Consider the following 19,154-nt stretch of genomic DNA (forward strand, 5'->3'; position numbering starts at 1 on the left):
AACTTTTTGAGTATTTAAAACTTTGTTTTTAATAGAATTTGATGAAAAATTCTATTAAAAAATTTAAGTTCTTTTTATACACCCCTTGTCAAATATGAAGACTTTTTAAGTATAAAAAATTATAACTGAAATACGGTATTTATAAATATTTTTAAAAAATTCAAACTAAATAAATCAATGTTTCAGTATCGTTTCAAGTTGTTCTATAATATGCACTCCAATAGGTAAAGCAGAAGTGGCGGCAGGAGATGGGGCGTTACAAACATTAACAGTTCTTTGAGTATTTACAAATAAAAAATCCTCTATTAAGTCTCCGGAATCACTAACAGCTTGAGCTCTTACCCCAGCGGGATAAAAAGTTAAATCATCAAGTTTTAAAGAAGGACAATATTTTTGCACCAAACGCAAATAAGAACTTTTACTAAAAGAATTTTTAAACTCTATTAAACCTGTTTTAAAATTTTTTGCGATCACCTTTCTAATACCCTTGTGAAAAAGCATTTCTTTTACATCAAGTAAACTAAAATCCTTTTTTGTATAACCTTCTCGTTTCAATGCTAAAACCGCATTAGGACCAACGGTAACACTCCCATCAATCATTCTAGTCAAATGCACTCCCAAAAAAGGTACACTAGGATCTGGGATAGGATAAATCAAATGTTTGACTATATCATTATGTTTGGCATTAAGTTGGTAATACTCACCTCTGAAAGGACAAATGATAAATTTTGGGTTAATGCCTAGCATTTTTACGATTTTATCAGATTGTAAACCACAGCAAGTAATTAAAAATTTACCAATAAAATTTGATTCCTGCGTTGTAACTTTTACATCGTGTGTTTGTTCATTGAGACAAAGTACTTCATTATTATAATAAATTGCACCGCCATTAGCCACGAAACGTTGAGCCATTGCTTTTGTTACTTCTGTATAGCTTACTATACCACTTGTTGGAAAAAAAATACCGCCTAGACCTACTATATTTTTTTCTTTTTCTTTTAATTCTGTAGCATTAAGTCTATACCGTTCAAGTTTATTTTCTTTTGTTCTCTCCCATAATTCCTCCATTCTCTGCATCTCAAGTTCATTAGTAGCTACAAGCAATTTTCCACATTCATCATATTTAATACCATTTTCATTGCAAAAATCTTTTGTTGCTTTATTTCCCTCATAACAAAAATGTGCTTTCAAAGTACCGGGCGTGTAATACACTCCTGCGTGTATTACACCACTATTATGCCCTGTTTGGTGCATTGCACTTGTCTTTTCTTTTTCAAGCAAGGCGATTTGAGAATCTGGATATTTATCAAGCAATTGCATAGCAACGGAATGCCCTAGAATACCTCCACCGACTACTATAAAATCATAAACCAAACAATGTCCTTTTTATACATTATGAAAATTTTTGTAACGACTAAAAGGATTCGTACCAAAAGAAAAATAACCTCTTTGCCTCATTAACTCTCTTCTTAATTCAGGATGGGGTTGAAATTTATCCCTACCGTGAAGCCAAAAAAGATTATTGATAAGCAAAAACTGCCCTATTGGTACAGGAAAAGAAATTTTTCCCTTACTCCTCTCTAAAGAATCTCCCATATCTGCCAAATAAGTACCTTCTTCATAGTCTTTAGGTTGAGCGAACTGATCAATATAAAGCATAACAGGTTGTGCAGAAGAGTCTGCTTCAAATACAGGATGATAAGCATCAACGGTGACATTTTTGCTTGGAGGTGCTGACCAACGCATAACTCTTTTAGCAAGATAATGATTGTAGAATTTGTCAAGTTCTTCCCAATCATCAATATGCAAAAGTTGAGAATCACCTCCTTGCATATTTTGTTCATCAATTTTATACATTAGAACATAATCAGTAATTTCATTCACATAAGTACCATCATTATGTAATTCTAAAGGCTTTTGCGGTTGTCTAAGATAACTGTCTGAATTATCTGTATTAACAACAGCCCATCTTGCATAAAATTTACCCGTCATCGAATCAAAATTTGAACGCCCGATTAAATGGACAAAAGCAGTGGCTATTTTAACCATTTCATCTCCTTGTTCCACTCTTTCAATACCTTGAGGGTTGATTAACAAGGCTCCAGTCTGTCTGTCGCTTAAAGCTTCTTGTAAAAAATCTTTAAGTTTGTTTCCACAGAGTCTATTTAGAATTTCAGCTATTCTAAAACGCAAAAATGATTTATACTCTAAGGCTTGCACAGGATATTTTTCAACCTGTTTTAAAAAGTCATCAATAACTTCTTTTGTCAAAGTTACTTGCAAAAGCCTTTTAGAATACTTTGTAGGCTGAACACTAAATTTATCTGCTGTAAAATGCATATGCGACATAAAAAATCCTTTCTTAAAGTAATTCTATTCCGTATTAATATTTTATTATACAAAAATAAAAAAATTTTCAGTTGGTTTCAAAGAGATACAAAATATAAAAAATAATTTATCATTTTGTTACTATATGTAACCTAAAATATCATAAAAGAGAAGATTAGCTCATTTAAAATTCCATAATGACTTAAAACAGAACCTAAAGTAGCACTTAAATAAACAATAATTATCAAAAATTTTACAAACCGATTTGTTAAAAATTTACTACAAATATATTTTGTTTTTTTCTCATTCATTTTTCTCGAATTATGCAGAAGTATTATAGGAAAAAAAGACAAAATGAGGGCACCAACGACCCCGGGCCAATACAAAGCTTGATCTACACTTTCTACCGCATTACAAAGTACGAGTACTAAAGGTGGAATTACAACAAGAAGCAATATAAAAAAACGGACAATTAAATTTTTATCTGCATTTACATTAATATAATTTGCAATATTTGTTACAAACATACCCCCCAAACCCCAATATGAAGTTAAAATTGCGCACAATGCAAAAAGATTTGCTAGATAATATGCCCATTGTCCTATTGCTTTACCCCAAGAAAGTGTTACCACATCAGAAATATTTTGCAAACCTTCTATAGATATAGCTGAAAGCGGGATCAATGCAAGCATACAAAAAGTGATGATATTACCAATAACAATAGCCTTTGGCAAAAGATCAGGTTTATGTGAAAAACCTTTTGCCATTTCAGGGACTATATATTGACTAGAATAAACAAATACAACAACATTAAAAATTGGAATTGATGCGATAACATAATGCTCTCCAAATTCAAACAAATGAGAAAAATTTGTACTTTCTTTAAACAAAGTAGCAATAATTAATACGCAAAGAATACCAAACATTACACCTACAATTTGTTTTTCACCTCTGCCAATAGCTTTTAATCCCAGCCACAAGACAAAAGCAGCTGGAAAAAAAAATACAATACTTCCAAGAGAATTTGAAATACTAAAAAGCTCATTTAATATCCTGCCGCTAGCTTGCTCATAAGCCACCAAAGCACCGATAGAAGTTACTGCTGTTGATAAAAACATCAACCATTTGGCACTTGTTCCCATATACTTACTGCACAATCCTGTAAGTTGCAAATGTTGTTTTGTTCTCATACTTGTTTCAGCAATGTAAAGCATTGTTATAGTTGATAAAATTCCAGCTAAAACTAACCAAAACAAAAGTGGAAAAAAACCTGCGTTTTTAGAAGTATAGGCTATGGATAGAATCCCTATACCTATATTTGTTCCAACAAGCATAGCTACACCTTCAAGAAAGGTTAATTTTTTAGTTTTAGGATGTCCTTTAAGTTCTGATAGAAATTCTTGCCGTACTTCTTTTAGTTGCATCGTATTCCTTTTGACTTTATTGTGTAAAATTCACACACATATATTTAAGCTCTAAATAATCATCAATACCATATTTTGAACCCTCTCTGCCTAAACCACTTTGTTTTATTCCCCCAAAAGGAGCAACTTCGGTTGAGATAATTCCTGTATTTACACCGACTATACCATACTCTAAAGCCTCACTCACTCTAAAAATTCTTGCACTATCATTTGTATAAAGATAAGCAGCCAAACCAAATTCGGTATTATTAGCCATTTGAACAACTTCATCTTCATTTTCAAAACAAAATAAAGGAGCTAAAGGACCAAAAGTTTCTTCCTTGGCAACAAGCATTTGAGAATTTACCCCACTAAGTAAAGTTGGCTCAAAGAAAGTAAATCCTAATTCACTTTCTTTTCCACCACAAAGAAGTTTCGCTCCTTTTGAAAGTGCGTCATTAATATGTTGTTTTACTTTTTCTACCGCCTGCGAATCTATAAGAGGACCTTGAGTAGTGTTTTCATCTATACCGTTACCGAGTTTTAAGGATTGTAATTTTTCTTTTAAAGCCTCACTTAACTCATCATAAATTCCACTTTGTATATAAATTCGATTTGCACACACGCAAGTTTGACCACTATTTCTAAATTTAGAAAGCATAATCCCTTCAACTGCTTTTTGGATATTTGCGTCATTAAAAACGATAAAAGGAGCATTACCACCAAGTTCTAAAGAAAGCTTTTTAATAGACTTTGCACTTTGTTGCATTAAAAGACGTCCGATCTCTGTCGAACCTGTAAAAGTGAGCTTTCGTATAAGATTGCTTTCACAGAGTTTTTTTGAAATCATATGAGTATTTCCGCTAACAACTTGCAAAACATCATTTGGAACTCCGGCCTTATATGCTAAAACAAGCATAGCATACGCACTAAGCGGAGTTTGACTTGCTGGTTTTACTATCATAGCACAACCACAAGCAAGTGCAGGGGCTACTTTTCTTGTTATCATAGCACAAGGAAAATTCCAAGGAGTGATAGCACCGCAAACTCCTATTGGCTGTTTTAAAACAAAAATTTTTTGATTGTAAGCTACCGGCTGAATAATATCTCCATCTATTCTTCTACATTCTTCGGCAAACCAACGCAAGAAATTTGCACCATAAATAATTTCTCCTCTTGCCTCATTAAGAGGCTTTCCCATTTCTTTTGTAAGGATAATCGCCAAATCCTCTTTATACTGAAGCATAAGCTCATACCATTTCAACAAAATATTTGCTCTTTCTAAGGCAAGCAAAGAAGCCCATTTTTTCTGAGCCTTAGAAGCTTGCAAAATAATGTGATCTAACTCTTGCTCACTTATACTTTTTACAAAAGCAAGCTCTTCTAAAGTAGCAGGATTGCTTACAACATTAAATCCTTCTTTTTTTCTTTCACTTACAAAGGGATGTTCTAAAAGCATAAAATTCATTGGGCAGCCTTTTTAAGAGAATCACAAATCAAGCTTAAAGCTTTATCAAACTGCTCTTGCGGTATAGTCAGCGGATAAAGAAAACGTATAACATTTCCATAAGAACCACAAGTTAAAAGCACAACCCCTCTTTGCATAGCCTCCTTTTGCACTCTTTTTGCAAATTCAGCACTTGGTACATCCTTTTCAAAAAATTCTACAGCCACCATAGAACCCAAACCTCTTACTTGAGCAATTTGCGTAATATTTTCTTCAATTTGAATTTTTTTTAATGTATTTTGAAGCTGTTCGCCTAATTTTTGCGCTCTTTCATTAAGCTTTTCTTCTTCTATAATTTTAAGCACTTCCAAAGCAGCAGTAGTAGCCAAAGGATTTCCTGCATAGGTTCCTCCCATTGCACCGGGATTTTGTGTATCCATAATATCAGCTTTTCCTACAATACCCGAAAGAGGAAAACCTCCACCTAAACTTTTTGCAATACAGATAAGATCAACACTTTCATCAAAGTATTCCATAGCAAAAGTTTTACCAGTCCTTGCAAATCCTGTCTGTACTTCATCAGCAATCATAACAATGCCATATTCATCACAAAACTTCCTTAGTTCTGTAATGAATTCTTTAGGGGCTACATTAAATCCTCCTTCGCCTTGTACAGGTTCAAAAATTATCGCTGACACATCATAAGGAGAAATAGAACTTTTACAAATATGTTCTATACTTCTTAAGGAGTCTTTTACGCTTATCCCATACAGTTTATTTGGATATAATGCGTGATACACTCCGGGCATTCCCATACCAATTTCAGATTTATAAGGCGCAACTTTTCCTGTCACACTCACAGCCATTGAAGTTCTGCCGTGAAAAGAACCTCCAAAAGCTATAACACCATATCTTTTAGTATAAGCTTTTGCTATCTTAATCGCATTTTCCGTTGCTTCACCCCCTGTTGTAAAAAAACATGTTTTTTTCTTTGAATGGATAGGTGCAATTTTATTGATGGCTTCTGCAAGTTCAACATAACTTTCATAAGGAGTAACCTGATAAGCACTATGAGTAAATTTATCAAGCTGCATCTTAACCGCTTCAACGACTTTTGGATGTCTGTGTCCAACATTTAATACAGCAATTCCTGAAGCAAAATCTATAAATTCTTTTCCATCTGTGCTAATTAAAGTAGCATTATTAGCTTCTTGTATAAACCAATCACAAGTTATACCTATAGCTTTTGGTGTAGCTTCTAATCTCCTTGAGGTTAAATCTTTCATTTTTACTCCTTAATAATTGAATATCATCATAAAGATACAAATCGTAACTTTTATTTAAATAATAACTATAAATATTAAAGAATGTTTTTTAAAACACATCAAATTTTTTCATAATGTTACTTTTTGTAAAAAATAACAAGAGAGATTAAGAAAGAATTTTTCAAGAAAAAAATAAAAAAATCTTGTATAATAAAAATACTTTATAAGTTTTAGGAAAAAAAATGAACACATTTATTAAAATACTCATAAGCTCTGTATTTACTTTCTTCTTAACAAGTTGCACAAAAACACAAAATGATACTGTTAAAGTTGGCACTTCACCAAACTATAAACCTTTTAATTATAAAGAAAACGCAAAACTTACGGGTTTTGATATAGATTTATTGAATGAAATTGCAAAAAGACAAGGAATAAAAATTGATTGGATTGAAATCAGTTTTGATGGCTTAATTCCTGCGTTAAAAACAGGTAAAATCGATATGATAGCATCATCAATGAGTGCAACTGAAGAAAGAAGACAAAGTGTAGATTTTACAGAAGTATATTACACAACAAAAAATCTCTACATAAAACAAAAAAACAACACTGAACTTACTACAAAAAATGATCTTCAAGGAAAAAACATAGGAATTATGCTTGGTACTTTGCAAGAACCTGCTGCAAAAGCTATCCCAAATTCAAAAGTGCAAAGTAATGAAGATTTAAATATTGCTATTTTAGGACTTAAAAATGGTAAATTGGACGCTGTTTTAGCTGATAAAGATGTAGCGAGAGATTTTTTAAAAGCAAATCCCGATCTTGTTGCTTTTTTTGAAGAAGATGATGGAAGTAGTGGATTTAGTTTCGCTTTTGATAAAGGCAAAAGACCAGAACTTCTACTGCAAATTAACAAAACTCTTGAGCAACTTAAAACTGATGGCACCTATGACACACTTTTAAAAAAATATGATCTTGAGTAAGAATTTATATTATTATCTGCGTAATTTTTGAATGCTTTTGTTAAGGGCATAAAAAAAATACTCAATATCTTCTTTGTCGTGCGTGTAATGTAAACTTACTCGCATCCATCCCGGTTTAAAATGAAGCTTTTCATTATCTTTAAGATTCAATAAATCGTGTCCATAAGGTCCCGCACAAGCACAACCAGCTCTTGTTTCTATATGAAATTTTTGACTCAATTCAAAAGCTAAATCAAAAGGCGAAATACCTTCTACATTAAAAGAAAAAATTGGTACTCTCTTTTTTAAATTCGCAGCATAAATCTTTATATTAGGTACAAGTTCAAGTTTTTTGAAAAAATACTCTTTCAAAATCTTTTCTTTTTTGTATCTTTGCAACTTTGGAATACTTTCTTTTACTTGAAAAGCCAAAGAAGCACGGACAAGCTGTAAAATTCCCGGAGTACCACCCTCTTCCAAAGCTTCTTCATTGCAAAGATAATGCTGATTTGTTCTTGATACATAACTTACAGTACCACCTGCTGCAAAACTTGGTTTGATACCACAAAGCTTTTTTTTAATTACCAAAATTCCACAACCTCCAACTCCTCCCAAAATCTTGTGTGAGCTTATAAACAAAGCATCATAAAACTGACAAGGAATATCTCTATAAGGAATAAAACTTGAAGCATCAAAAGCTACTATCCCTTTATAAAAACGTACAAGTTTGCAAATACGTTTAAAATCGCTTAAAATACCGGTAACATTCGAAGCTAAAGAAAAACTTGCAATAATTGAACGTTTTTGGTTTTGCTTTAAAATCTTTTTTAAAATGCTAAAATCAATCTCTCCTCTTGTATCTAAAGGAATGCGAATACACTCACAAAGCCCCTCCCGAAAGGAAAGCTCATTAGAATGATGTTCATACGGACCTACAAGTACCAAAGGAAGGGAACTTTTTTCAACATTGGAAAAATATTTTTCCTTTAAAACAGGTGGTATATAAATTCCCAAAAGCTCCTGAAATTTTTTAATCGCTCCACTCGAACCTGTTCCGCAAGCAATAAGTGCAAATTCGTCATTTAAACCTAAACTTTTTTTTATATCTTGACGTGCCTTTTCATAAATTTCTTGCATTAAAAAAGAATTTAAAGAACTATCAGAATGCGTATTTGCATAATTTTTAAGAATTTTAAGAATGTGTTTTTCAACGCTTTTTAAAGCTAAAGCACTTGCAGCAAAATCGAAATAGAGGATATTTCTTTTAAGAATTATATCTTTTTTCAAATCCGAAATTTTCAAACAAAATCCTTTAAAAATTTGCTAAAATTATACAAAAAATAAACTTTAAAAGGAACAATATCACATTTAACGAATTTAGAACTTTACACCCCAAACTTCAATTTAATGAACTTTTTGATTTTTACAGCGTTTTTGCAGGATTTACACTAGAACAGATTGATCCTCAAAAAAATCTTTTTGAAAATATAGAATTTGTATTACTTCAAAACTATGAAAACATTAAAAACATCTTTGAAATTGATTCTCACAGCTCTTACGCGCTTTCACTTTTTGCAAAAAACAATAGAAAAAGATATTCTATCAATAGAAGAATTCACCATTTTAAAGCTCTAACTCTTCTTAAGAAACTTCTAAAAACAGGAATTGTAAAACTCGAAAAAAGTAAGGAACAAAAGATCATTAGGAGAAAAGGACAAAAACTAAAAAAATATTTAAGAACATATACAATACAAGATAAAATCATTTTTAAAGATAATTTTACACGTTTTTTCTTCCGTTTTTTAAAACCAAATGAAACTCTGATTATTCAAGGCAAGCATAAACAACTCTTAGAATTAATCAAAGAAAACCTAGAACACTATCAAAGTTTTTGTTTTGAACAATTTTGCCGAGAATTTGTAGAAAAATATTTTAGTATCAAAGATGTACAAAGCTATTGGGATAAAAAAACAGAAATTGATTTATACTACAAAGATGAAAAATTGTGTCTCATCGGAGAGGTAAAATTCAAAAAGAAAAAAATTTGTAAAAATATTTTTACTCTTTTAAAGACCAAAACAAAAGTTCTTAATATCAAACCAAACTATTATATAATTTGTTCAAAAAATGGCTTTAGCAAAGAAATTATAAAACTTAAAGAACCAAATTTGCTTTTATTTGATATGAATGACTTTAAACAATTTAAGGACTTGTGATGAATGAAAATATTTTAAAAAGTTTGGATTCAAATGAAAAAGAAACCTTACAAAAAGGTCTTCAAAGCTTAATTGAACAAACCTATGTTATAGAAAACGAATACAAAATCCTCAATGAAAACTACAATTCCTTAAGAGCTATGGTAAGCGACATCATTGAAGTTTTACCAACTGCTCTTTGGATACTTGATGAGCAAAAGAACACTCTTTTACAGAACAAACAAGCTTTAAAAAATCCACAACTTCTGCATAATATAAAACTTGAAAAAAAACAAGATGAACTTGAATTTGACGGCAGCTTTTATACTGTTACCATCATAAAACACAATCAAAAAATAATCATTAGCGCAACAGATATTAGCCACGAAAAACATAAAGAGAGGCTCGCGAGTATGGGAAGTGTTGCGGCTCATCTCGCACACGAGATACGCAATCCTATAGGATCTATTTCTTTATTAGCTTCAACACTGTTTTCCAAAACAGAATTAAAAAATAAGCATATTGTTTTAGAAATACAAAAAGCTATTGCAAGGGTTGAACGTATAGTTAATTCTACCTTGCTTTTTACCAAAGGAGTGTATGTTAATGCAAAAGAGTTTAACCTTTTAGAACTCAAAGAGGAATGCGAACAAGCCATTTCTTCATATAATTTTTCTTTAAATATCAATTTTAAAATTGCTTTTTTTGATCTCATTATCAAAGCAGACAAAGCTCTTCTAAGTCTTGTTTTACAAAATCTCATTTACAACGCAATTGACGCACTCGAAGAATCTGAAAATAAACAAGCTCAAATTACAATAAAAGCTTTTCTTAAGAAAAAGAATCTTTGTGTTCAAGTTTTTGATAACGGTTGTGAAATCAAAGATAAAAAACTTGTCTTTGAAGCCTTTAAAACAACAAAGCTTAAGGGTAACGGTCTGGGACTTTCTCTTTCAAAAGAAATTATTCTTGCTCATAGAGGAAAAATTGGCTTTGAAACAAAACCGAAACACTTTTATTTCACTTTGCCTTTGTCTTAAAAAATAATTTTTATTTTACTATGTTTTGAAAAAATCAAAAGCTAACTATCCGGCGTATTTGTTTGAAATCTCCTCACCTATGCTATCAGAAATAACAAAACCAGTATGATACAACAAGCACGAACCTAAGCTTACAACTTTTAAAACAAGTTTTTTATTGTTTTTTTCATTTGGATTGTGAGCATTTCGAGCCAAATCGTGAATTTCATAAATAAGTTCTCTATTAAGCTTAGTCAAATCAAGTTCTATAATATTATTCTCAAATTCTTTAGGTTCAGCAAGATGATTGTGTGTTTTATTCGAATGAAATTTCTTTACTGCCTTAACATCTCCACTTTTTAGTTCATTTAAATCCTTAATAGCTTTTAAAGAAAAATTAATTTTTCCATCATCTGTTTTATAATTTAACAAAAATCCAAAAGCTTTATTCTTCATTGTCTCATCTCTATAAAGTTCTTCAATTTCATTAACATACGATTCAAAAACAGTTGCTTCAAATGAAGAATAAAAATCCAAAATTGTAAGTCTTCCATAGCGTTTATTATTTTTACTTATTAAAGACTTAAATTCCTCTATCTTTCCTATACTCAAAAGCTCTCCATTGCCTTTAAGTTTTGAAAAATCTATACTCTTTGTATAGTCTATATCTTTAAATTCCTCATAATATTTTTCAAGCGGATGTCCTGAAACATAGATTCCTAAAATCTCTTTTTCAAATCCTAGTTTGTCCATAACTTCAAATTCTTTTTCACTTCGTGGCAAAGAAATTTGGAGTCCTGAAGTTAAGTCCTCATCAGCAAATAATGAATTTGCTGAATTTTTTCGCACTTCAGACATTTTTCGAGAACTTTCTGCAAGTAATTCTAGATTATCAAACAAACATTTTCTTGTATAACCAAACTCATCAAAAGCTCCAGCTTTTATAAGACTTTCTAAAGTACGTTTATTAATTTTACTTGGTTCAATCTTATTCAAAAATTCCTCTATACTCTTAAATTCACCTTGTTCTCTTACTTCAAGCAGGTTTTCAACAGCAGGAATTCCAACACTTTTAATGGCTCCAAGCCCATAAACAATAGCATCTTTATTATTCTCAAGAGCTATGGCGCTGAATTCGCGCATAGCTTTGTTAATAGAAGGTGGCATTAGTTTAATATCCATTCTTTTCATTTCATCAATATACAAAGCCACTTTCTCTACATTGTTTTCCTCACTCGTCAACAAAGCAGCCATAAATTCACTAGGATAATAAGTTTTTAAATAGGCTGTTTGAAAAGTGATAAGTGCATAAGCAGCTGAATGGGATTTATTAAATCCATACCCTGCAAACTTTACAATAAGCTCCCAAAGTTCTTTAGCTTTAGCACGATTATATCCTTGTTTTTCAGCTCCATCTGCGAATTCACTTTTTAGTTTTTGCATTTTTTCTGGATCTTTTTTTCCCATAGCACGACGAACAACATCAGCACCACCTAAAGAAAAACCGCCGATAATTTGTACAATCTGCATAACCTGTTCTTGGTACACTATCACTCCGTAAGTAGGCTCTAAAACATTTTCTAAAACTTCAAAAGAATATTGAATTTTTTTCAAACCGTGTTTTCTGTCTATAAAATCGTCAAGCATTCCAGATTCCATAGGACCGGGTCTGTAAAGTGCTAAAACAGCAATAATATCTTCAAAACGTTCCGGTTTTAATCTAGCATTCAAGCTTTGCATTCCAACTGATTCTATTTGAAAAATACCTAAGGTATTGCCACTTTGTATAGTTTCATAAACCTTAGAATCGTCAAGTTCTATTGTCTCCCAAATAATATCTGTGTTGTATCTTTTTTTGATAAGTTTTATCGCATTATCAATTACTGTGAGAGTTTTTAATCCTAAAAAGTCAAATTTTATTAAATCCACATCTTCTAAATGATCTTTAGAATACTGAGTTACTAAATGTTTTTCATCATTTTTGCTTTGCCGAAAAAGCGGGGTTTTTTTCCATAAAGATTCATTTGAAATAACAACACCAGCAGCGTGCATACCTGCATTTCTATTTAAGCCTTCTAAAGCTTTAGCATATTCCCAAACTTCGTGACCTTTTGGATGTTTGTCTATAAATTCTTTTATTTTTGGCTCTTTTTTAAACGCTTCATCAAGTGTGATCTTAAGCTCCTCTGGGACAAGCTTGGCAAGTTCATCTGCATCAGCTATACTCATATCACAAACTCTAGCAACATCACGTATAACTCCCTTAGCAAGAAGTTTGCCAAAAGTAATTACTTGTGCAACCTTATCAGCCCCATATTTATCGATCACATAATCAATAACTTCAGAGCGTCTCTCTTGGCAAAAATCCACATCAATATCAGGCATAGAAACACGTTCGGGATTTAAAAACCTTTCAAAAAGTAAATTATAAGGAATTGGATCTAAATCGGTAATTTTCAAACAATACGAAACCAAACTTCCAGCAGCCGAACCTCTACCGGGACCAACAGGGATAGCTTTATCTTTTGCAACTTTAATAAAATCATGTACTATAAGCATATAACCTGCAAATTTCATATTTTTAATGATTTGCATCTCTGTTTCTAATCTTTGTCTGTATTCTTCGTGTTTCTTTCTATCAATAAACTGAAGTCTTTGCTCAAGTCCTTGTCTGCAGAGAAAATCAAAAACGACATTATCATTTTCAAAACTAAATTCTTTTTGCTCTTCTGGTAGCGGTATTTTGTACTCTCTTGCATAATCACGAGTAAATTTAAAATTTGGCGGAGTAGGATTTCCAAGATTAAGATCTAAATTGCATTTAGCAGCTATTTCTTGCGTATTTTCAATAGCTTCTGGAATATCGGCAAAAAGCTCACTCATTTGCTGGGGAGTCTTTACATAAAATTCGTGCACACTATGTCTCAATCTATTAGGGTCATTAAGCTTTTTTCCCATAGCTATACACATAAATACTTCGTGTGCAGCTGCTCTTTCTTTAAAAGTGTAGTGAGTGTCATTGGTAGCAATGATTTTAATATCAAGCTCTTTAGAAAGTTTAATGATATTATCATCAATAGCCCGTTGATCAACTATTCCGTGTCTCATAAGCTCTAAATAAAAATCATCTTTAAAAACTTTTTTATACCAAAGAGCGACTTCTTTAGCCGCTTCATATCCTTTAGCACCAAAACGAATATTTTTTTCACTGCGAACATTTAAATGCCAATTAATCTCCCCCTGTAAGCAAGCCGAAGAGCAAATTAAACCCTCACTGTATGTTTCTAATAACTTCTTATTGATACGAGGATAATAATACAAACCTTGTATATAGCTTTGTGAGCTAAGATACATCAAATTTTGATACCCCTTTTCATTTTTTGCATACAAGCACAAATGAAATCTTTGCCTTGAACTTTTATCTCCTATATCATCGTGATTATGCAAATATGCTTCAAGTCCTATAATAGGCTTAAGTCCGTATGCTTTCATAGTTTGATAAAAGTCAATAGCTCCAAACATATTACCATGATCTGTCATAGCAACGCTTGTAGCGCCTTGTTCTTTTAAAGTTTGAGCGAGTTCTTTTAATTTATTCGCTCCATCAAGCAAAGAGTATTCTGTATGTAAATGAAGATGGGTAAATTGACTCATAGTACTTCTTTCGAAACTTTATTTTTGATAAGAATTATAAATTCATTTGGCTGAATTTCAAAGAAATTTTCAGAGATTTTCTCAAATATGATTTCAAAATCATTATGAAATTTCTTCGAAAAGTTCTACAATAAATTTTGGCAAATCTATTTGCGATGAGTAATAAAAATACTTCGCCAATACTAAGATTCCTATATAAAATTCTTTCTTTTCATCTAAAAATTGACTAAGATAATTGTGTGCATTTTGAATGATTTCTAAAGCTTGTTTAGTATGTAAAGAATAATATTCCACTACCTCTTCTAAATTCGTCTCATCGATAAGGACAAAATGTTCATTTGGTTTTAATTGTGCTTCCATAAACCAACTTTCACATTTATGCTTCGTAGCTAAAACTAAAGAATTTGAGCTTAAAGCCCATTTAAAATTACTTGCAACATCATTGCCTTCTAAAGAAATAAGAAATTTGTATTGTAACTGTGCTTGTTTGCTTAAAAAAGGCTTTTTATACTGCTCAAATCCTTTTCCTGTATGTCCCAGATCACAGCTTTGGGAAGAAAAATAACATTGAAAAAAATCCTGTCTGTGTTGTTGATAAATAGCTCCTCTAAACAAAGCTTTATTTTTTTCTTTTCAAAACTTAATCTATCTTTAAGAAAGCAAAAATGCCTATTTGAATCAAGTTTTAAAAGTATATTGTTATAATTTTCATTTGTTAGAGGTCTGCTTTTACAAATGGTAGGTTTTTCAAAAACATAATTAACATCGTTGTAATCTTTCAACCACAAAAAAGTATCGTTAAAATATTTACTAAGCTTATAACCATCATAAGCCAAAGAAGTTTTTTTAAAAGGAAATCTCCCTATTATTTCACAATTACTCTCTGTTTTAATGTCAAAATCACTCATAATTTTATTGTAATAATTGACACGAAAAACTATTTCTTCTAAAAGCGAATCATTGAAAGTACCGATTTTATCAAAAATCCTAAAAAGTTTTCTTTGAAAAAAAAATCGCGGTATGAAACTTATACTAATACCTTTAATATTCATCATCAATCTAGAATCAGCCATTTTTTACTCTAACTCATTTCAAGACGCATAAGATACATTTGCTCGCCCTCAAGTACTTCAATATCTATACTTTCACAATAAGGACATTTAAAAATATTCTTCAAAAGAATGGATTTTTTTGCACAAGCTTTACAAAAAATCTCAAGTTCGGCAAGTTCAAGTTCAAGTTTAGCATTAGCGCATAATTTTGAATTGAGCTTAAAAGTATCAAAACAGCTTTGAAATAATTCGCTTTCAACTCCACTCAAACGACCTATTTTTACAAAAATTTTTTCTACTGAATTTGCATTGTGAGAAAGGGCATTTTCTTCACAAAGCCCTATTAAAGATTCAACTATACTCAACTCGTGCATTTTCGTAGCTTTAATTTATCAGCAAATTCTTGGTAATAACTCACCTTTAGGGACCTCTAAAAAGCGTTTTCCTCCAAAGGCATTTTGTAAAACCACCCGCGATCTTTTTTCACTCTTTACTTCACCTATTATGCTTGCATTTTGATTAAAATTTTGCAAAAATTCAAGAGCTTTTTTTTCATCCTTTTTTTCAACACAAAGCACAAAAGTGCCTTCATTTGCAAGTTCATAAGGTTCATAACCAAAAAGCTCGCAAAGCCCTAAAACCTCCTCTTGTACTTTAATTTGTTCCTCATAAATTAACAAATCATTTCCGCACTGCATTGCCCATTCATTTAATACAGCACTTAAGCCGCCACGAGTAGCATCTCGCATAGCTACAACCTTAATATTTTGCTGCAAGAGTCCTAAAACCTCTTTATCTAAACTTTTACAGTCGCTTTTAATATTTGCTTCTAAATGATTTCTTTTCACAAGCACACTTGCACCGTGTCTGCCTATATCTCCAGAGAGTAAAATACTTAATCCCTCTCTAATATCCTTTGTCTCTTTTTTTGTAATGATTTCGCCCAAAACCGTAGTATTAATATATATCTCATCGCCTTTGCCTTTTGGCACTACCTTTGTATCCCCGCAAACAACCAAAACATTCACTTTCTCACATTCTCCCTTTATACTTTGAAGAATGCTTTCGAATTTTTGTCTCTCAAAACCTTCTTCTATAATAAAAGCAAGACTTAAATATAAAGGTTTAGCCCCAACCATTAAAACATCATTAACACTTCCGCAAACACAAAGTTTTCCAATATTAATATCATCATCTAAAAACAAAGGATTTAAAGTAAAACTGTCTGTACTGAATGCTAAATTTCCTAAAATGGCTGCATCATTTGCCTTACATAGAATTTCATTATCAAAAAATTGAAATACAGTACTTAAAAGTTCATTCATTTCCTCACCGCCACCACCGTGTGAGAGTAAAATCTGTTCCATATATCTCCTTAAACAATTTTATTATATCACAGAATTTCCGCTAGCTTCATCATTCACTCTAAGAGTTTTTACAAGAAATTCATATGTAAAATTAGAACTTTTTTTACATAGTCCTAGCTACCTTCTAAAAATAAGTTTAAAACAATACATCTAGTCTTAGAAATTTTAAGTCATCTAAGTTAAACGAATCTGCTTTGACTATAATGAAAAAACAAAAATTTGTTACACAGCAACAATTATTTTAAGTGCCTCATACAAATATATACGAGTAAAGTGTTATTAGAATAAGAAACTTGCTCCGACATTCTTTTACACAAGCTATTTTTTAAAAAATTCTTAAAAATAACTATTGAGCTTTTGCATATTTATAGTACGCAGCACAAGCACCTTCTCCAGAGACCATACAGCTACCTATTGGATTCTTTGGGGTACAGGCTTTGCCAAAAACTTTACATTCATAAGGTTTTGCCAAACCTCTTAAAATTTGTCCGCAAATACAGGCTTTATTTTCATTTTTACTTTGTACTGAACAGTCAAATACTTTACTCGCATCATAATGACTAAATTCATCTTTAAGTTTTAAGCCACCATTCTTAATCAGTCCTAAACCTCTAAATTCAAAATCACAAAGCTCAAAATATTTTTTTATCAATTCCTGAGCCTTTATATTTCCTGAAAAACTCACAGCTCTATTGTATTGATTATATACTTCTGCCTTATCTGCATTTATTTGTTCTACTATATTTAAAATGCTTTCTAGTATATCAACAGGTTCAAATCCACTCACAGCAATAGGAGTATTAAATTTCTTAGACAAAGGTATGTAAATATGATACCCGGTAATCACACTCACGTGTGAAGGTCCTAAAAAGGCATCTATTTTTACATTTTCATCATTCATTATTGCCTCAACAGGAGCCGGTACTGTAATATGATTGATATGAAAAAAAATATTTTTTATATTTTGCTCCCTTGTTTTTTCCAAAAGTAAAGCCGTCATTGGAGTTGTTGTTTCAAAACCTATGGCAAAAAATATAATTTTTTTCTGTGCATTTTCTTTTGCAATTTGAAGAACATCAAGTGGAGAATAAAGTGCCCTTACATCAGCACCTCTAGCTCTTAAATCAAGCAAAGAAAAACTACTCCCGGGCACCCTAAGCAAATCACCAAGTGTACAGAAAATAACATCTTGCATAGAAGCAAGTTTGATTGCTACATCTATTCGCGATCTTGGCATTACGCACACGGGACAGCCTGGTCCGTGTATAAAATTAATCTCTTTTGGCAACAAAGCAGGTAAAGCGTATTTCATAATACTATGAGTATGTCCCCCGCAAATCTCCATAATATTAATAGTACGAGTAATTTTTTGAGCTATAAGCTTTTTTAAAGCAAAAAGAGTTTCTTTAGCCCTAAAATCATCGATGAAATTCATTTAAACCTAAATCTCCTTCATTAGCAGATATTTCCCCATTTCTCATCTTTTCAACTATATCTCTGTATGTTTTTATACTTTCAAGTGCAGATTCTTTATCAATTTTTTCCATAGCTACCCCAACGTGAATTAACACAAAATCGCCTTTTTCTAAAGGTTCGCTAATCAAATCTAAATTCACTTTTCTTTTAACCCCTAAGGTTTGAACTAAAGCATTATTGTTTTCATCAATATCTAAAATTTCAGAAGGTATAGAAAGGCACATTAAAACAATTCCTTTTTTAAACGTAAAAACTTATACCAAAGCTGTATATTTGTCCCATTTTTAGAATCAACAAAAAGAATATCAGCTCTTGGGTTTAGCTCTTTAACCAAAGAAGTAGCTTCTTCAAAATTAAAATCAAAATGCTGTGCCACATCAGATTTGGTAATTAAAACAACATCAGCTTTTCGAAACATCACAGGATATTTTTGCGGCTTATCACTCCCTTCAGTACTAGAAAGTAAAACTACATTTAAATGCTCTCCCAAATCGTAACTCGCAGGACAAACAAGATTGCCAACATTCTCTATAAAAAGCAAATCACAATCTTTTATATCTAAATGATGCAAAGCTTTATGAATCATAAAAGCATCTAAATGACAGCTTTGTCCTGTTGTGATTTGATACGCTTTAGCTCCCGCTTGTCGTATCCTCTTTTCATCATTGTTTGTTTCTAAATCTCCCTCAATCACGGCAATATTCAATTCGTTTTTTAAAGCTTTGATAGTCGCTTCAAGCAAAGTTGTTTTACCACTTCCGGGTGAGCTCATAAGATTGATACAAAGGACTTTAGCCTCATTAAAATGTTTTCTATTGTGAGCTGCTTGATGTTCATTTTTACTCAAAATCGTACTTAAAACTTCAAGAGTTTTTTTCTCTTTAAAACTAGGATTATCATACATATGGTGCTTATTGTCATAGTCGTGAGTATGTGAGTTTATGGAACAGCCACAATCTTTACACATTATAACTCCTTTATTTTTGTTT

General features: G+C 31.6%; 17 protein-coding genes. 3 read left to right on the forward strand and 14 right to left on the reverse strand.

The genetic code is table 11. The annotated features are described in order from the left end of the window. Nucleotides 1-174 precede the first annotated feature (174 nt). The 5 genes from lhgO to gabT all read right to left on the reverse strand — a co-directional run bounded on the left by lhgO (nucleotide 175) and on the right by gabT (nucleotide 6,464). Complete coding sequence (gene lhgO, locus OQH62_RS00005) at nucleotides 175-1,374, reverse strand: L-2-hydroxyglutarate oxidase (RefSeq protein WP_266012198.1); 1,200 nt, start codon at nucleotides 1,372-1,374, stop codon at nucleotides 175-177. Nucleotides 1,375-1,386: 12 nt separating this feature from the next. Continuing rightward, nucleotides 1,387-2,349, reverse strand: coding sequence for a glutarate dioxygenase GlaH (gene glaH / locus OQH62_RS00010; RefSeq protein WP_266012200.1), 963 nt, complete (start codon nucleotides 2,347-2,349; stop codon nucleotides 1,387-1,389). 131 nt (nucleotides 2,350-2,480) lie between these two features. Then, on the reverse strand, nucleotides 2,481-3,752 hold the full coding sequence (locus OQH62_RS00015; protein WP_266012202.1) for an aromatic amino acid transport family protein: 1,272 nt from the start codon (nucleotides 3,750-3,752) through the stop codon (nucleotides 2,481-2,483). A gap of 16 nt (nucleotides 3,753-3,768) precedes the next feature. Then, entirely contained in the window at nucleotides 3,769-5,199 is a 1,431-nt protein-coding gene (locus OQH62_RS00020; protein WP_266012204.1) for an NAD-dependent succinate-semialdehyde dehydrogenase, read from the reverse strand. Then, nucleotides 5,196-6,464 (reverse strand): 4-aminobutyrate--2-oxoglutarate transaminase, encoded by a 1,269-nt coding sequence (gabT, locus tag OQH62_RS00025; RefSeq protein WP_266012205.1) that lies wholly within the window; start codon nucleotides 6,462-6,464, stop codon nucleotides 5,196-5,198. The genes OQH62_RS00020 and gabT overlap by 4 nt, the downstream gene beginning before the upstream one ends. Before the next feature lie 221 nt (nucleotides 6,465-6,685). Here gabT and OQH62_RS00030 point away from each other — a divergent pair, with 221 nt between their 5' ends. After that, the gene (locus OQH62_RS00030) at nucleotides 6,686-7,423 is read left to right on the forward strand and encodes a basic amino acid ABC transporter substrate-binding protein (protein ID WP_266012207.1); all 738 of its coding nucleotides are present in this window, start codon (nucleotides 6,686-6,688) and stop codon (nucleotides 7,421-7,423) included. A gap of 12 nt (nucleotides 7,424-7,435) precedes the next feature. On the opposite strand, the gene OQH62_RS00035 is transcribed toward OQH62_RS00030, so the two are convergent. After that, nucleotides 7,436-8,704, reverse strand: coding sequence for an aminotransferase class V-fold PLP-dependent enzyme (locus OQH62_RS00035; protein ID WP_266012209.1), 1,269 nt, complete (start codon nucleotides 8,702-8,704; stop codon nucleotides 7,436-7,438). Nucleotides 8,705-8,742: 38 nt separating this feature from the next. Between OQH62_RS00035 and OQH62_RS08730 the strand changes: the two genes are divergently transcribed. Both OQH62_RS08730 and OQH62_RS00045 read left to right on the forward strand, forming a co-directional pair. Further along, entirely contained in the window at nucleotides 8,743-9,618 is an 876-nt protein-coding gene (locus tag OQH62_RS08730) for a DUF234 domain-containing protein (protein ID WP_416333341.1), read from the forward strand. Next, entirely contained in the window at nucleotides 9,618-10,637 is a 1,020-nt protein-coding gene (locus OQH62_RS00045) for a sensor histidine kinase (RefSeq protein ID WP_266012211.1), read from the forward strand. The genes OQH62_RS08730 and OQH62_RS00045 overlap by 1 nt, the downstream gene beginning before the upstream one ends. A 45-nt stretch (nucleotides 10,638-10,682) precedes the next feature. Here OQH62_RS00045 and dnaE read toward each other — a convergent pair whose 3' ends face one another. The 8 genes from dnaE to hypB form a co-directional block, all read right to left on the reverse strand. Further along, complete coding sequence (dnaE, locus tag OQH62_RS00050) at nucleotides 10,683-14,270, reverse strand: DNA polymerase III subunit alpha (protein ID WP_266012213.1); 3,588 nt, start codon at nucleotides 14,268-14,270, stop codon at nucleotides 10,683-10,685. Nucleotides 14,271-14,372: 102 nt separating this feature from the next. Continuing rightward, nucleotides 14,373-14,870 (reverse strand): glycosyl transferase family 90, encoded by a 498-nt coding sequence (locus OQH62_RS00055; RefSeq protein WP_266012565.1) that lies wholly within the window; start codon nucleotides 14,868-14,870, stop codon nucleotides 14,373-14,375. Then, a complete protein-coding gene (locus OQH62_RS00060) occupies nucleotides 14,762-15,343 on the reverse strand; it encodes a hypothetical protein (RefSeq protein WP_266012590.1) in 582 nt (193 codons plus the stop codon). Before OQH62_RS00060 ends, OQH62_RS00055 begins: the two co-directional genes overlap by 109 nt. Before the next feature lie 8 nt (nucleotides 15,344-15,351). Continuing rightward, nucleotides 15,352-15,696 carry a hydrogenase maturation nickel metallochaperone HypA gene (locus OQH62_RS00065; protein ID WP_266012215.1) on the reverse strand — a complete coding sequence of 115 codons (345 nt, stop codon included), beginning with the start codon at nucleotides 15,694-15,696 and terminating at the stop codon, nucleotides 15,352-15,354. An 18-nt stretch (nucleotides 15,697-15,714) separates the two neighbouring features. Then, nucleotides 15,715-16,689 carry a hydrogenase expression/formation protein HypE gene (gene hypE, locus OQH62_RS00070; RefSeq protein WP_266012217.1) on the reverse strand — a complete coding sequence of 325 codons (975 nt, stop codon included), beginning with the start codon at nucleotides 16,687-16,689 and terminating at the stop codon, nucleotides 15,715-15,717. A gap of 346 nt (nucleotides 16,690-17,035) precedes the next feature. Beyond that, nucleotides 17,036-18,124, reverse strand: a complete 1,089-nt coding sequence (gene hypD, locus OQH62_RS00075) for a hydrogenase formation protein HypD (protein ID WP_266012219.1) — start codon at nucleotides 18,122-18,124, stop codon at nucleotides 17,036-17,038. After that, a complete protein-coding gene (locus tag OQH62_RS00080; RefSeq protein WP_266012221.1) occupies nucleotides 18,108-18,389 on the reverse strand; it encodes a HypC/HybG/HupF family hydrogenase formation chaperone in 282 nt (93 codons plus the stop codon). Before OQH62_RS00080 ends, hypD begins: the two co-directional genes overlap by 17 nt. Then, nucleotides 18,389-19,132, reverse strand: coding sequence for a hydrogenase nickel incorporation protein HypB (gene hypB / locus OQH62_RS00085; protein WP_266012223.1), 744 nt, complete (start codon nucleotides 19,130-19,132; stop codon nucleotides 18,389-18,391). The genes OQH62_RS00080 and hypB overlap by 1 nt, the downstream gene beginning before the upstream one ends. Nucleotides 19,133-19,154 lie beyond the last annotated feature (22 nt).

The organism is Campylobacter sp. MIT 21-1684, assembly GCF_026241315.1.
GTDB lineage: Bacteria > Campylobacterota > Campylobacteria > Campylobacterales > Campylobacteraceae > Campylobacter_D.